This is a genomic window from Kordia sp. (assembly GCF_965283645.1).
In the GTDB taxonomy this organism is placed as follows: Bacteria; Bacteroidota; Bacteroidia; order Flavobacteriales; family Flavobacteriaceae; genus Kordia.
In genome coordinates this window covers 2,535,868-2,551,808 of record NZ_CBDIPG010000001.1, presented here as the reverse complement: position 1 = coordinate 2,551,808, position 15,941 = coordinate 2,535,868, and the positions used below count along the sequence as shown (strand labels likewise).

10 protein-coding genes are annotated in these 15,941 nt (G+C 32.9%); 2 read left to right on the top strand and 8 right to left on the bottom strand.

Annotated elements, in window-relative coordinates:
• Positions 1-7: 7 nt before the first annotated feature.
• Positions 8-889, top strand: a complete 882-nt coding sequence (locus tag ACQ654_RS11250) for a sugar phosphate nucleotidyltransferase (RefSeq protein WP_430410428.1) — start codon at positions 8-10, stop codon at positions 887-889.
• A 20-nt stretch (positions 890-909) separates the two neighbouring features.
• A complete protein-coding gene (locus tag ACQ654_RS11245) occupies positions 910-4,188 on the top strand; it encodes a VCBS repeat-containing protein (protein ID WP_430410427.1) in 3,279 nt (1,092 codons plus the stop codon).
• 43 nt (positions 4,189-4,231) lie between these two features.
• Here ACQ654_RS11245 and ACQ654_RS11240 read toward each other — a convergent pair whose 3' ends face one another.
• From ACQ654_RS11240 to pyrH, 8 genes are all read right to left on the bottom strand, one after another.
• Complete coding sequence (locus ACQ654_RS11240; RefSeq protein ID WP_430410426.1) at positions 4,232-4,639, bottom strand: hypothetical protein; 408 nt, start codon at positions 4,637-4,639, stop codon at positions 4,232-4,234.
• Between the two features lie 195 nt (positions 4,640-4,834).
• A complete protein-coding gene (gene rpoN, locus ACQ654_RS11235) occupies positions 4,835-6,292 on the bottom strand; it encodes an RNA polymerase factor sigma-54 (protein ID WP_430410425.1) in 1,458 nt (485 codons plus the stop codon).
• 49 nt (positions 6,293-6,341) lie between these two features.
• The gene (locus ACQ654_RS11230; protein WP_430410424.1) at positions 6,342-7,124 is read right to left on the bottom strand and encodes a hypothetical protein; all 783 of its coding nucleotides are present in this window, start codon (positions 7,122-7,124) and stop codon (positions 6,342-6,344) included.
• A gap of 273 nt (positions 7,125-7,397) precedes the next feature.
• Complete coding sequence (asnS, locus tag ACQ654_RS11225; protein WP_430410423.1) at positions 7,398-8,840, bottom strand: asparagine--tRNA ligase; 1,443 nt, start codon at positions 8,838-8,840, stop codon at positions 7,398-7,400.
• Between the two features lie 322 nt (positions 8,841-9,162).
• Positions 9,163-11,622 (bottom strand): efflux RND transporter permease subunit, encoded by a 2,460-nt coding sequence (locus ACQ654_RS11220; RefSeq protein ID WP_430410422.1) that lies wholly within the window; start codon positions 11,620-11,622, stop codon positions 9,163-9,165.
• 49 nt (positions 11,623-11,671) lie between these two features.
• Positions 11,672-14,197, bottom strand: a complete 2,526-nt coding sequence (locus tag ACQ654_RS11215) for a DUF5686 family protein (RefSeq protein WP_430410421.1) — start codon at positions 14,195-14,197, stop codon at positions 11,672-11,674.
• 183 nt (positions 14,198-14,380) lie between these two features.
• Complete coding sequence (frr, locus tag ACQ654_RS11210) at positions 14,381-14,935, bottom strand: ribosome recycling factor (protein ID WP_430410420.1); 555 nt, start codon at positions 14,933-14,935, stop codon at positions 14,381-14,383.
• Between the two features lie 111 nt (positions 14,936-15,046).
• Positions 15,047-15,754 carry a UMP kinase gene (pyrH, locus tag ACQ654_RS11205; RefSeq protein ID WP_430410419.1) on the bottom strand — a complete coding sequence of 236 codons (708 nt, stop codon included), beginning with the start codon at positions 15,752-15,754 and terminating at the stop codon, positions 15,047-15,049.
• Between the last annotated feature and the right edge of the window lie 187 nt (positions 15,755-15,941).

Sequence of the window (15,941 nt, the reverse complement as noted above, 5' to 3'; positions counted from 1 at the left end):
CCAAAAAATGCATACAAACTTAATCATATTGGCAGGAGGCGCTTCTTCACGAATGAAGAAGCAAACCACAGGTAACAACCTAAGTGCACAAGAAATTACTGCAGCAAATCAGCGAAGCAAAAGCCTTATCAGTGTAAATCCTGATGGAAGACCAATACTAGATTATTTATTATACAATGCAAAATCAGCAGGCTATAAAAACATCTATATTGTTGTAGGAACGCAAAGTGAACTGTTCAAAGAATTTTATGGAACTAAAGAAAAAAATAATGACTTTCATGGACTCAATATCTCTTTTGCTACACAACATATTCCAAAAGAAAGAATCAAACCTTTGGGTACTGCAGATGCAGTTTACCAAGCCGTGATGCAATATCCAGCATTGAATTCTGAGTATTACACCGTTTGCAACAGTGATAATTTATATACTGCGGAAGCGTTTTTAGCATTGAGGAAGACAACGAGTGATACTGCCTTTATAGGATATGATAGAGATGCTTTGGAATTTTCTATGGAAAGAGTTGCGCGCTTTGCTTTGGCTAAATTAAATACTAAAAACCAATTAGTAGACATTATAGAAAAACCAGATTTAAAGGAAGTAGAAAATTACAAAGATGCTTCAGGCACACTAAGAGTAAGCATGAACATTTTTAAATTTAAAGGAGAAGTATTTTTAAAATACCTCGAAAATTGCCCTATTCATCCTGTTAGAAATGAAAAAGAACTGCCAACCGCTTTATTAAACATGATTAAAAAGCATCCTAATACAGTTGAAGGCATTCCATTTTCTGAACATGTTCCTGATTTAACAGCGAAAGAAGATATTTCTATTGTAAAAAAATACCTAGCTAAGCATCACAAAACCTTAGACTGGAATGACCGCAATTAATACTAAATAAATCCTCTGAAATGATATTTTTAAAACAACATAAAATCTTTTACTTCGCTATACTTTTTTTCGGTGTTGGTTGTGCTAAAAAAACAGCAGAAAAAAGTGATACATTATTTAGTGTGATCAATAACGATCATACAAACATTCATTTCAAAAATGAAGTACAAGAAAACCTCTATTTTAATTTCCTAAACTACTCTTACATATACAACGGTGGCGGAATTGCCGTCGGAGATATTAACAATGATGGACTGGACGATTTGTATTTTTCCTCCAATCAAGGGAGCAATGCATTGTATATAAACAAAGGAGATTTTAAGTTTGAAGATATTACAAAAAAAGCCAACGTTTCTGATGAAAATGGCTGGACAACCGGCGTAAGTATGATTGATATTAACAATGATGGTTGGTTAGATATCTATGTATGCAAATCTGGATCGTTGAAAAATCATGAACTTCGAAAAAACAAATTATACATCAATCAAAAAGACAATACATTTAAAGAAAATGCGGCTACGTATGGCATTGATCATTTTGGGTTTTCTACACAAGCCTATTTTTTTGACTATGATACGGATGGCGATTTAGATGTATACTTGGTAAATCATCGTTTTGATTTTCAAAACAATACCAATATTGATGCGCGAATTCAACAACAAAAAGAACCGTATAACTCTGATCAATTATTTAGAAATGATGGAAACCATTTTACCAATGTAACACGCGCCGCAGGAATTGAAAACAAAGCTTGGGGATTAAGTGCGTCTATTGGAGATTTTAATAATGATAGTCTTCCTGATATTTACGTAGCAAATGACTTTTTAGAACCTGATTTTCTATACATCAATCAAGGTAACGGAACGTTTAAAGATGAAATCTTAACACGTTTCAAACATATTTCTGCAAACAGTATGGGATCAGATTTTGCAGACATCAACAACGACTTACTACCAGATTTACTAGTATTAGATATGCTAGCGGAAGATCATATCCGAAGCAAAGAAAATATGGCAAACATGAGTACAGAAAACTTCAATGCTGTTGTCAATGCAGGCTATCATCATCAGTATATGTCTAACATGTTGCAACTCAATAATGGTGATGGAACGTATAGTGAAATAGCGCAGTTGTCAGGTATTGCCAAAACCGATTGGAGTTGGGCACCATTAATTGCCGATTTTAACAATGACGGGTACAATGATGTGTTTGTGACCAATGGAATTGAGCACGATCTTTCCAATCAGGATTTTCGAAACAAGATGAAGACCAACATTCAAAATCGAAAGAAAGTATCTTTGCAAGAAGCGATCAATATGATGCCTTCAAACACCTTGAGCAATTATATATTTCAAAATAATAAAGACATAAGTTTTTCTAACAAAACAAAAGATTGGGGATTTACAACGAAGGTCAATTCTAGTGGTGCTGTATATGTTGATCTTGATAATGATGGTGATTTAGACCTTGTGACAAATAACCAAGATGAAGAAGCACAGGTTTACAAAAACTATTCAGAAGGAAACTCCATTACCTTTTCACTTGTCGGAACTGATCAAAATAAAAATGGAATCGGAACCACAATTCATGTGTATGCCAACGGATTGCAACAGGCTAAAACAGTACAACTAAGTAGAGGCTATCAATCTTCAGTAACGAATAAATTACATTTTGGTTTAGGCGAAATTACAAAAGTTGATAGTGTTAAAATCTATTGGCAAGATGGTAAAAAACAATTGCTCTCTAATATAAAAATAAACAAAGCAATTACAATAAATTATAAAAATGCAACACAAGAAAAAGTAGAAAGTTCAAACTCAGTAGCTTTATTTGAAACTATAAATCCTACTGATTTAGGAATTGAATTTACTCAAAAAGAAAATAAATTTAACGATTTTGAATTGCAAGTGCTCTTACCGCAAAAGCAATCTGAAAAAGGAAATCCTTTAGCTGTAGCTGATGTAAACAATGATGGTTTAGATGATTTCTTTGTGGGAAATGCAAAAGGAAGTATTTCAAAATTATACCTTCAAAAAAGTGATGGAACTTTCTCTGAAAACAATCAAAAACTATTTGAAGCTGAAAAAAAATACGAAGATACAAATGCTCAATTTATTGATGTAGACAATGATAAAGATCTAGACTTATATGTAACTTCTGGAGGTTATGAAAATGAAGAAAACAGCTTGCTTTTACAAGATCGATTGTATATAAATGATGGGAAAGGAAACTATACAAAATCCAATCGTTTGCCAAAGATACATATCAATACAAAAGCGATTGCTGCAGCAGATTATGACAACGATGGTGACATTGATATTTTTATTGGAGCAAATACCAAACATGGGAAATATCCATTAGCAGAAACATCATATCTATTAAAAAATGAAAACGGAAAATTTACAAATACAAAGGATGAGGTTATTTCTGAAATCTCAGAATTGAAACTGGTAAATGATGCTATTTTTTCTGATTATGATGCTGATGGCGATTTAGATTTACTAGTTGTTGGTGAATGGATGCCAATTACCATCTTTGAAAACAACAATGGGAAATTTGACAAAAAGAACCTTTCTGAGCTTGCTAACGCAACAGGTTGGTATCAATCTATTAGGGAAGCAGATATAGACAATGACGGTGATAACGATTACATCATAGGAAATTGGGGAACGAACAATAAATTTCATCCAACAGAAGAAAAACCGTTGCATATCTACGCTGGAAATTTAGATCAAAATGCTTCTTTTGATATGGCATTGAGTAAAGTATCAAAAACTGGCCAATTACTTCCTGTACGAGGAAAGCAATGTTCTTCTGAGCAAACCCCAATGTTAAACAGTAAAATAAAAACGTACAAAGATTTTGCAGCATCTACACTACCTGAAATATACGGACAAGAAAATTTAGCAAACGCTACGCATTTCAAAGTCACAAATTTTAAATCTTTTAGTCTAAAAAATAATGGAAACGGGAGTTTTGACATACAAACATTGCCAAATCAAGCACAATTTGGACCAACATTAAGTATTGCTACTCACGACTTCAATACTGATGGTTATACAGACATCTTCGGTGTTGGAAATATCTATGATGCGGAAATAGAAACCATTCGTTATGATGCCTCTAGAGGGTATGTACTATTAGGTAATGAACAAGGAACGTATCAATATCAGAAAGATATTAGCTATTTAAATCACTCAGAAGCAAAAGCCATTCAAAAAATTATGATACGTGGTGTTGCGCACTTCATTATTTTAAATAAAAATGCAGCGCTGAAAATTTTGAAGTTGACGAATTAGTTTAGCTCTAAAATAAATAAACTAACTAGCAACTAAAACCCAATTACCAACCAGCGACCAATAGTTGCGGAATCCAGCCGATAAAAAAACCAAAAATAAGTTCAGGAAATGTATGTGCTTTTAAGAACAAGCGCGAAGTTGCTACCAATCCAATTATAAAAATTAAAATGCTCAAGGCAAATGTGATATTTACCTGATATGTAATACTCAACACAACTAAAAACATCACCAAACCTGAAATCCCCATCATGTGCATGCTCGCTTTTACACGAAAAAACACAAGTGAAAGACAGATAACAGCAGAAATTAAAGTAGCTAAAAAGAAGTCATACAACTCTGCAAAAATTGATTTAGTAATCACTTTCGTGATGATTAAAAACAGAATTAAAACATAAATATATAACGGAATTTTACGTTCCGAAACAGCTTTTAAAAAAATAGAATCAATCATTTTAAAACGTTTCAGCAAAATAAAAATCAACATTGGAATACAAATCGTGAAAATGGTAATTGTAATAGAAACATCAATCTTAAAAACCAATTCGTACATTCTGGGCGTGACTAAAAAATAGCCAATCGTAGCCATAATTGGAATAAAAATAGGGTGGAAGAGGTATGATATTACCTTTAAAAAAGTGCGCATTTATTATATCTTCTTTCGTAAACGAGCAACAGGAATATCAAGTTGTTCTCTATATTTTGCAACCGTTCTACGTGCAATAGGATATCCTTTTTCTTTCAAAATAGAAGCTAATTTTTCGTCCGTTAACGGTTTTTTCTTGCTTTCATCTTCAATAACAGTTTCTAAAATCTTCTTAATTTCTCGTGTTGAAACATCTTCTCCTTGTTCATTTTTCATCGATTCAGAGAAAAATTCCTTAATCAACTTTGTTCCGTAAGGAGTATCTACATATTTACTATTTGCCACACGTGAAACCGTAGAAACATCCATGTTAATCATATCGGCAATGTCCTTTAAAATCATTGGTTTCAACTTGCGTTCATCTCCCGTAAGGAAATATTCCTCTTGATAATGAAGAATTGCGTTCATAGTTACCAAAAGTGTCTGCTGCCGTTGTTTAATAGCGTCTATAAACCATTTTGCGGCATCTAATTTCTGTTTGATAAACATCACAGCATCTTTCTGAGATTTTGTTTTCTGACGTGTATCTTTATACCCTTTCAGCATATCGTTATATTCTCTAGAAACATGCAATTCTGGTGCATTTCGCCCGTTTAAAGTCAATTCTAAAATACCTTCTGTGATGCGAATGGCAAAATCGGGAACAATATGCTCAATAATTTTTGTGTTTCCAGCATACGATCCGCCAGGTTTTGGATTTAAACGTTCAATTTCTAAAATGGCATCGCGTAAATCTTCTTCAACAATATCAAATTTTTGTAATAATTTCTTGTAATGCTTCTTTGTGAAATGCTCAAACGATTTGTCTAAAATTGCAATGGCAAGTTCAATAGATGGTGTTGGTTCTTTTCTGCGCAACTGAATCAATAAACATTCTTGTAAATTCCGCGCGCCAACTCCAGCGGGATCGAGTTCATGTACAATAGTTAGAATTTTTTGCACATTTTCATCCGATGTAAATATGTTTTGTGTAAACGCTAAATCGTCAACAATATCTTCCAAAGGTCTTCGGATATAACCACTTTCGTCCACACTACCAATCAAAAATTCGGCAATTTCTCTATCTTCTTCAGAAAGTCTGAAGGTGTTTAACTGTGTTTTTAAATGCTGATTAAAAGATGTTCCAGAAGCATACGGAACATTTTTTTCTTCATCATCTACACTATAATTATTTGCTTGTAAGCGGTAATTAGGAATTTCATCATCACTCAAATAATCGTCCACATTAATATCTTCAGCGGCAATAGTATCATTTCCGTAATCGTCATCATATTCGTTAGACAAATCAGCATCATACTCGTCAAGTTGTTCCTTTCCGTTATCTAGCGCAGGATTTTCTTCCAATTCTTGTTTCAAACGTTGCTCAAAAGCTTGTGTAGGCAATTGAATCAACTTCATTAACTGAATTTGTTGTGGTGATAATTTTTGGGATAATCTAAAATTTAGTTGTTGTCTTAGCATATTATATTGTGTAAAACACGTTGCGGGTATTTTTTAAATACAGTAAATTTTACTGTTCGTAAATTTTGTAAATTGCTTTTCCGCCACCTATTTGTAATTTCATTTCTCGTTGCCCTTTTATAAATCGTTTGGTTTTTCGATCTATTTCATAAACTCCTGTTGCTACATTACTCTCTAATAAAGTACTTAAAGCGTTAATTTCTACTTTTACATCAAGTATGATTTTATCGGCTGTAATATTGTCAACAGTATAAATATGTTTTATTTTTTGTGTTGGAATTATTGGGTTTTCTGTATTAAATTCCCATGAATACCCAACCGCTAATTTTTCATCAGGAAAAATAATTGGAGCAACTGTATACGATTTTGCAATTTCAGGATCTATATACGTTCCATCTTTAAAAGTAGCTGTTTTTAGTAAATTACCTCTTTTGTCTAAGATAATTGTAAATTCCTTATCTAACGTATTCTTTATTTCATTATAAATCTCTAATTCACTTGCGCTCATTTTGCTTGTGTTATTAATGGCTTTTACTACTTGCGTATCAAAACCTTCTTTTTCACCAAACATATCAGACTTATAAATCATGCGAATTATTTTTCCTGTAAATACAAAAGAACTGTCTTTTGTGACAGTATCTAATTGGAATTGAATTTCTCTTGATTCTTGAAAAGACATGTCTTTAGTAGCACTTGTTTTGGTTTCAACCACTAATGTTTGCGAGAAGCCTTTTTCAAAATTTAGATATGGACTAACTTGATCGGTACTTTTGTTACTACAACTTGTCAAAAATAATACCAGAATGACAGCAAGAAGTGTTTTTTTTATCATGAATTGTCTTTAGTTCTACACAAATATAAAAAACCTCCTATGGTATTGGTATCTCAAAAGGAAAAAATAATAGCGTATTTCACATGAAAATGATTCAAAAAAGTGAAAATCAATACTAAATACGTGTCAACTTCAAATAAAATAGGTGCGCTTTAGAAGATTTTCACTCTTTTATTCTTGGTAAAGTAGGTGTTTTTTAAATTTTAATTATTGTTGGCTAAAAAAAAAGCAGTTAAGGATTTCTTAACTGCTTTTATATGTGGTTTAATTTTCTTAAAACTCTGCATTTAACGGTGTTCTTGGATACGGAATTACGTCTCTAATATTCCCCATTCCTGTTGCAAACATAACCAAACGTTCAAAACCTAATCCGAAACCTGAATGTACAGCCGTTCCGTATTTGCGAAGGTCTAAATACCACCAAAGTTCTTCTTCAGGAATTCCTAAAGCGGCCATTTTTTCTTTCAACACATCCAAACGTTCTTCACGTTGCGATCCACCAACAATTTCTCCAATACCAGGGAATAAAATATCCATGGCACGAACTGTTTTTTCGTCTTCGTTCAATCGCATGTAAAATGCTTTAATATTTGCTGGATAATCAAATAAAATTACAGGACATTTAAAATGCTTTTCTACCAAGAAACGTTCGTGTTCACTTTGTAAATCAGCGCCCCATTCGTTGATTATATATTTAAATTTCTTCTTCTTATTTGGTTTTGAATTACGTAAAATATCAATAGCTTCCGTATAGCTTACACGTTTAAAGTTGTTGTCAATTACAAAACGCAACTTTTCTGTCAACGTCATTTCGCTACGTTCAGCTTGTGGTTTCGACTTGTCTTCTTGAATTAAACGTTGTTCTAAAAAGGCTAAATCATCCGCATTGTGTTCTAATACATACGAAAGCACCGATTTCATAAAATCTTCTGCTAAGTCCATATTTCCACTTAAGTCCATAAATGCAACTTCTGGCTCAATCATCCAAAATTCGGCCAAGTGACGTGATGTATTGGAGTTTTCAGCTCTAAATGTTGGTCCAAACGTATATACTTTTCCTAAAGACATGGCATACGTTTCCGCTTCCAATTGTCCAGAAACTGTTAAGTTGGTTTCCTTTCCAAAGAAATCTTTTGTGTAATCTACATTTCCCTCTTCATCCAATGGTGGATTTTTAGGGTCTAATGTGGTTACTCTAAACATTTCTCCAGCGCCTTCTGCATCACTTCCGGTAACAATTGGTGCGTGCATGTAATAGAAACCGTTATCATTAAAATATTTATGAACTGCAAATGATAATGACGAACGCAAACGCATTACCGCACTAAATGTATTTGTACGTGTACGTAAATGTGCTTGTTCTCTTAATTTTTCTAATGTGTGTCTTTTTTGTTGCAGTATCGTTTTTGATACTTCTTCCGGATCAGCATCTCCCAAAATAGTAATGTCAGTTACAACAACTTCTACTTTTTGTCCTTTACCTTGACTTTCTATTAATTCTCCTTTAATAGAAACTGCGGCACCTGTACTGATGCGTTTTAAAATATCTTCATTGGTATTTTCAAAATCAACAACACATTGAATATTATGAATTGTTGAACCATCATTTAAAGCAATAAATCGATTTGCTCTAAACGTTCGTACCCAACCTTTTACAATAACTTCTTGTACTAATGTTTCTGAGCTTAATAACTCAGCTACTGTGTATGATTTCATTTCAATAATAATTTAGGCGACAAATATAGTTTATTAGTGAAAACTAATGAAAGGAGAGTTGATAAAAATATAGATGTGTTTTGTAAGAAGTGTATGTTCTTTTTGTGGAATAATTCGCAGAAGCGTAAAAATACTTGAAAATAAAAGGGATTTACCCAGCAAAAAGGGGAATTTTCCCCTTGTCTGAACGCTCAAACTTGACATATATTTGTCATGGCTATTAATCAATTGTAATCTTAATTTGTCTTCAATGATTAAGTAAATTAAGGTAGGTTTGGGGGAACCTAATAGAGTCTGAATGCTGTAACAACAGCTTCAGGCTTTATTTTTTTGTATACTTTTCTTTGTGAGATGTAGCTTCATCATCGTCATCTTCATCATTTTTTCGCGTAAGCTCTGATAATTTTCGATTTGCTTTTTCAGGAAGAATTCTGAAGTTAGGTTCTTTTAATACACGTTTGTTTGCAATGCTTCGTTCTAGCGAAAGCAATAAAGAAGGTAATAGTAGTAAGTTTGCTAACATAGCAAAGAGTAGTGTTGCAGAAACCAATCCGCCTAAAGCAACCGTTCCACCAAAACTTGAAATCATAAATACCGAAAATCCAAAGAATAAAACGATGGATGTGTAAAACATACTTACGCCAGTTTCACGTAAGGCTGCATATACCGATTTGCGAATTTTCCAATTGTTGCTTCGTAATTCTTGTCTGTATTTTGCTAAGAAATGTATGGTATCATCCACAGAAATACCAAATGCAATACTAAACACCAAAATGGTTGATGGTTTAATAGGAACGCCCAAAAAACCCATCATTCCAGCTGTAATGAGCAATGGAAGTAAGTTTGGTACTAACGAAATTAAAATCATTCGGAATGAACGGAATAAATACGCCATAAATAACGAAATCAAGAAAATTGCCAGTGATAACGACATGATTAAGTTATCGACTAAATATTTTGTCCCTTTTAGAAAAACAAGTGCTTTTCCTGTCATGGTGACTTTGTACTTTCCTTTAAATATTTTGTCTATTTGTGTTTGTAAATTTTCTTCAATACGCTCCATTTTATCCGTTCCAATGTCTTTCATAAACGTGGTGATACGAGCATATTGACCTGTAGAATCTACAAAACTGTTGAGTAAGTTTGTATTCGATTTTGATTTTACAGCATACGCTGAAATCAACGTGTTTTCGTTAGATGATGGTAAGGTGTAATTTTTAGGCAAACCTCCAAAAAATGCTTGACGTGAATATTTTGCCAAACTTACTATAGACATCGGTTTTGACAATTCGGGAGTTTCTAAGATGATTTCTTCAAGCTTTTCCATGCGTTTTAATGTCGGAAGTTTAGTGACACCATTTTTACGATCGGTATCAATCATAATTTCTAATGGCATAATTCCGTCAAATTCTTTTTCAAAAAAGCGAATGTCTTGAAAAAAGTCTGCACGTTGCGGCATATCTTCAATTAAACTACCAGAAATTCGTATTTGATAAATTCCAATAATACTCAATGCTAATAGGAATACAGAAGTGATATACACTGCAACTCTATGATGACGTACTGTATTTTCCATCCAACCAACAAAACCACTAATCCAACGTTTGTTTAAGTGGTTTAGGTGCTTTTCTTTTGGCAACGCCATAAAACTATAGATAATCGGAATGATTAAGAGTGATAGTATAAAAATGGCGATAATGTTGATAGAAGCGACAATACCAAATTCCTTTAATAACTTACTTTCCGTAATAATAAAAGTTGCAAAACCTGCCGCCGTTGTTACGTTGGTCATTAACGTAGCATTTCCAATTTTAGAAATTACACGTTGTAATGATTTTGCCTGATTACCATGTTTTTTTATTTCTTGCTGGTATTTATTGATAAAAAATATACAGTTTGGAATTCCTATTACGATGATTAACGGAGGAATTAATGCGGTTAACACGGTAATTTCATAATGCAATAATCCTAAGATTCCGAAAGCCCACATGACACCAATAATTACCACGATCATAGATATGAATGTTGCACGGAATGAGCGGAAGAAGAAGAAGAATATTAAACTTGTAATTAGCAATGCAGCACCAATAAACAAGCCAATTTCGTCTACAATGTTTTGCGAATTGAGCGTACGAATGTATGGCATTCCTGAAACGCGCAAATCGAGCCCTGTTTCTTTTTCAAAGTTTTCAATAAGTGGAAGTACTTCGTCATAAATAAAATCTTTCCGAACGATTGTATTTACAATTTCTTTGTCAAGATAAACGGCTGTACGAATGGTTTGTTCATCATTAAATAATAAACTTTTGTAAAATGGAAGATTGTTAAAAAGTTCGTTTTTAATTTCGTCAACTTCGGCTTGTGTTTTTACTTCTCCAGAAACTAAATCTTTTAATGTAAAACTTTGATTTTCATCATCTTTGATCAGTTTTTTAAGATTTTCTGTAGAAATAACTGCTGAAACTTCAGGTTTTGCATTGAATTGTTTACTGAGTCGATTCCAAGCATTAAAATTTTTAGGAGTGAAAAGAGATGAATCTTTTACGGCAAGAATAATAAGGTTTCCTTCTTCACCAAAAATATCAAGAAATTTGTTGTATTCAACATTAACAGGATGATTGTCAGGAAGTAAATTAGCTTCTGTATAGGAAAATCGCATGTTTTCCCATTGCATTGCTAAAAAGATAGTCATGGAAACTATAAGTGTTAAAATAATAATTCTGTTTCTGAGAATTATTCTAGCTACACTTGCCCAAAACTGCGTATTTATCCATTTAATCATTGTATCACCTTTGCTCGTGCAAATTTATGAAAAACGATTGAAGACAGGCTTAAAATCCTAAACTAAAATAATAGGTGAATTTAAATGATAAGTTGTCCTGCAACTCTGGTAAATGATACGCACCATATCTGTACATAAAACTAAGTCCAAAACCAGCAAATAGTTTGTTGATTTCAAAACCAGATTCGGAGTATCCGTGTTTTAACGAATTGAATTCTTGTCCTAAATGACGTTCTATGTTTTCAGCATCACCAATAGCAAAACGCGTAATTAAGGTTAATTCTGGACGGAAACCTTTTGTAATTTTAAATGGTTTAAATTGATGCTTCGCCTGAAACATAGCATATTTGTCAGAGAAAAACTCATTGAAATACATAGTTTCAAAACTGTTTCTTCCAGCAATAGAAAAACGTTGTAACAACACATCTTTGTTAGGATTGTTTGGTGAAGTGTGATATAAATGTGAGATTGGAATGTCTCCAATTCCCAGTCCACCTTTTACTAAAAATGATGTGATCCCTTTATTAATTGGTCTAATTTCGTGAACAATTCTGGCATCAAACTTTGTATAGTCAAAGTCACTACCAAGAAAATTATCAACACTTTGCGTTACTTGAAATGCAAATTGTGGAAATGCCTTTTTGATTTCCGTACGTCCATGACGCGTTTGCATGTATTCGCTAAATGGATTCCATTGTACAGAAAAGATAGCTTCCGTAATATCATACGCGTTAAAAATTTCACCATCATTTACAAAACCATAGTCATACGTAGATTCTATATTGCTTTTAGAAATCATAAAATTTGCATGCGTTTTTGCTGTAATTTGATGTTCTATATTTGCTGTGATACGTTTGGTTTCGTAAAATAAATCAATGTTGAACAAGCGTGGTTCAAATAATGAAAATGCGCGTCTATCTGTAATAAATGTAGAGCTTCCAGTTTCTACTAAATCATCTGTGTACGACATGCCAAACCAAGTGTTTGTTCGTTTGTCCAATCGTGCCGCGCCACCAAAACCAAATTTAAAATCTTTATCACGTGTTCCATACACTCCGTAACCATTCAATCTATATTTGGTAGAAAAATTTGCATTGGTCACACCACCAAGTCCCAAACGGAAAGCTTCGTAGTTGTTGTATTTTAATAAGTAGCGTAAATCTAAATCGACGTATTTTGTTGGATAATATCCTTTAAGTAGTTTTCTGGCTAAGTAAATATCTTTCTCTACACCTTCTTCTGCAACGACACTATCTAAAACGACATAGGTTTCTCTACCACGTTTTGTAATGCTATCCGTTCTGTATTGATTCCAAAATTCTTCGCTTCTGTTGTGTGCAAGTTCATCAATTTCAATTGCCAAACCACGACCACGAATTGATACTTCTTTGTTAATTGCTAAGTCAAAGTTTTTCGTTTTTGAGCTTAGGTATACATAGTCACTTTCATCTTGCTCGTTTGTGCGAACTGTTTTTGTGCTGTCTTGCGGTGTTGTTCCACGTTGTACATTTATAGTTGTTCCTAAAAGGGAAACAGAATCGTCGGTTTTTCCTTTGCGGATATTAATTTCTTTATCACTTGGAAACCACACTTCAAATGTTTGATTGTATTCAAAATTTTGAATCGCTTTAATATCAATTACACCTTTTATTTCTGCAATCGCTTTTTGTAGCGCGAATGATTTTTGATCAACATATAAAATACCTTCCAATCCAGAAGTTTGCCCTTTCTTTTTTGGGCTATAGTAAATCATATATGCATCACGATTGTTATTGGTAACCGTATCTAAAATTTTATAATTATAGGTTGATAGTGCATTGTTTGCTAATGGACCTGCATACGAAGTTCCAAAAAGATCGTATTCATTTTTATAGAATGAAAACGACTGAATTTTTAATCCTAATACTTCATAAATTGGTTCTTTAAAACCAGCCATTCGTGTTGCTAGAATTTTTTCGCGTTTTCCTTTGGATGAACTAAAAGACACTTCACTTACTTTTTCCGTTAAGTAAATGTGGCTTCGTGTCATATCTTTTTTGAAGCTATAATTAGATGAATCAACTTCTTTAAACACAAGTTTTCCATCTTTTTTTGTAAAAATAGAATCTATTTTTCCATTGATGGAATCAGGATTCGCAGTTACTAAAAGCTTATTGTATGAGCTGATTTTGAATGAATTAAGTTTGCGTTCAGGATCGTTTTCTTTTTTGCGTTTGATGGCATCACGAATAATTTGTAATGCAGGATTTTCTTTGTTGTACAACACAACTGCATCCAAAGATTCTTGTGAAGGCTCTAGCGCTATGGTAAGATATGTAGTGTTTTTGGTAATAGGAACTGTAAGCGTTTTATAACCAATATAGGAAACACGAATAGACGTAATTTCTTTTTTTAAATTTAGCACAAACTTTCCTTCTGCATCGGTAATTGTACCTTTAGATTCGGATAGAAGTATATTGGCAAAAGGAAGTGATTCTTTTGTTTTTTTGTCAGTTACAACTCCTGATATTGTTTGTTGTGCAAATGCACCAATAGAAGCGAACAATAAAATAAAAATCAGTAAAGATTTTTTCATCTGTTAAGTTATTTTAGATGTCGGATGGAAACATATTAATTAGTGTGTTAGTAGTTGTAACTTCTTAATTATTACATATTTCCTCAAAGCTTTTAAGTATAACGAATAATATGGCATAATGTTACAAAAAATAAAGCGACCACAGGTCGCTTTATAGTTAGTTTATTATAAGTTTAACGTTTTTTAAACCGTCATAATTTCTTTTTCTTTTAGTGCATATATTTCATCAATCTTTTTGATGTAACTATCTGTTAATGATTGCACATCAATTTCTGCATTTTTCTTAGCATCATCAGAAATATCAAGATTTTTAATTTCTTTATTTGCTTCTTGACGCGCATTTCTAATACCTACTTTTCCATCTTCGGCTTCACCTTTTGATTGTTTTGCCAATTCTCTACGACGTTCTTCCGTTAGTGCTGGTACATTTATAATTACAGATTCACCATTATTCATTGGATTAAATCCAAGATTGGCAATCATTATTCCTTTTTCAATTTCTTGAATCATGCTTTTTTCCCAAGGTTGAATTGTAATTGTGCGCGCATCCGTACTGTTTACATTCGCAACTTGTGATAAAGGCGTTTGTGAACCATAATAATCAACCATTACGCTAGATAGCATTGCAGGAGAAGCTTTTCCAGCTCTAATAGCTAATAATTGTTTGCTTAAATGGGCAATAGCGTTTTCCATTGCTTCTTTTGTGGTATCTATAATAAATTTAATGTCTTCGTTCATACTGTTAAAATTATTAATGAAAGCAGTTGTAATACTTTCTATATCATTACTAATTTAAAATATTTTTTTGTTATTGCTTGTATAAAATCAAAAACTACGCCAGATTTTATCTTACAAGTTCACTTTTGTTCCAATATTTTCACCTGAAACTACTCTGAGTAAATTTCCTTGTGTATTCATATCAAACACAATAATAGGCAATTCGTTTTCTTGACTTAAGGTAAAAGCAGTTGTATCCATTACTTTCAATCCTTGTTTTAAAACTTCATCAAACGAAATATGATCAAATTTTATAGCGGAAGTATTTTTTTCAGGATCTTCATTGTAAATTCCATCTACACGAGTTCCTTTTAAAATTACATCTGCTTGTACTTCAATGGCACGCAATACTGCGGCAGAATCTGTAGTAAAGTATGGATTTCCTGTTCCTGCACCAAAAATAACAACACGTCCTTTTTCTAAATGGCGAATTGCTTTTCGTTTGATATAAGGTTCGGCAACTTCTTTAATTTCTAAAGCGGTTAATAAACGCGTATGAACATCGGCATCTTCCAAAGCACTTTGTAATGCTAACCCATTAATAACAGTTGCTAACATTCCCATATGATCACCTTGTACGCGGTCCATTCCGTTACTAGCGCCGGCAACACCTCTAAAAATATTTCCTCCACCGATAACGATGGCAACTTCAATTCCTAGGTTGACTACTTTTTTAATTTCTTCGGCATATTCAGCTAAGCGTTTCGGATCAATTCCATATTGTCTTTCGCCCATGAGCGCTTCGCCCGATAATTTTAGTAAAATTCTTTTGTATTGCATTGCTTGTTGTGATGAGTTGTGCAAATATAATAAATAAAGAAGTGTGTGAAAATGTTTTTATGAGAGAAGACATATTTTATCAAATGTTGAAATGATTTATAAATGATCTTCAAGTTAAAGTATAAATTCTTTTTATGGATTCTATTAAATCTTTAAATATTTATACGTAATTTCTTATGAAAATATT

Bases quoted from the DNA above. Each gene is read 5' to 3' on its own strand.
- asnS (WP_430410423.1), bottom strand. From the start codon at position 8,840: ATGAAATCATACACAGTAGCTGAGTTATTAAGCTCAGAAACATTAGTA.
- pyrH (WP_430410419.1), bottom strand. From the start codon at position 15,754: ATGCAATACAAAAGAATTTTACTAAAATTATCGGGCGAAGCGCTCATG.
- ACQ654_RS11240 (WP_430410426.1), bottom strand. From the start codon at position 4,639: ATGATTGATTCTATTTTTTTAAAAGCTGTTTCGGAACGTAAAATTCCG.
- frr (WP_430410420.1), bottom strand. From the start codon at position 14,935: ATGAACGAAGACATTAAATTTATTATAGATACCACAAAAGAAGCAATG.
- ACQ654_RS11245 (WP_430410427.1), top strand. From the start codon at position 910: ATGATATTTTTAAAACAACATAAAATCTTTTACTTCGCTATACTTTTT.
- ACQ654_RS11215 (WP_430410421.1), bottom strand. From the start codon at position 14,197: ATGAAAAAATCTTTACTGATTTTTATTTTATTGTTCGCTTCTATTGGT.
- ACQ654_RS11250 (WP_430410428.1), top strand. From the start codon at position 8: ATGCATACAAACTTAATCATATTGGCAGGAGGCGCTTCTTCACGAATG.
- ACQ654_RS11220 (WP_430410422.1), bottom strand. From the start codon at position 11,622: ATGATTAAATGGATAAATACGCAGTTTTGGGCAAGTGTAGCTAGAATA.
- ACQ654_RS11230 (WP_430410424.1), bottom strand. From the start codon at position 7,124: ATGATAAAAAAAACACTTCTTGCTGTCATTCTGGTATTATTTTTGACA.
- rpoN (WP_430410425.1), bottom strand. From the start codon at position 6,292: ATGCTAAGACAACAACTAAATTTTAGATTATCCCAAAAATTATCACCA.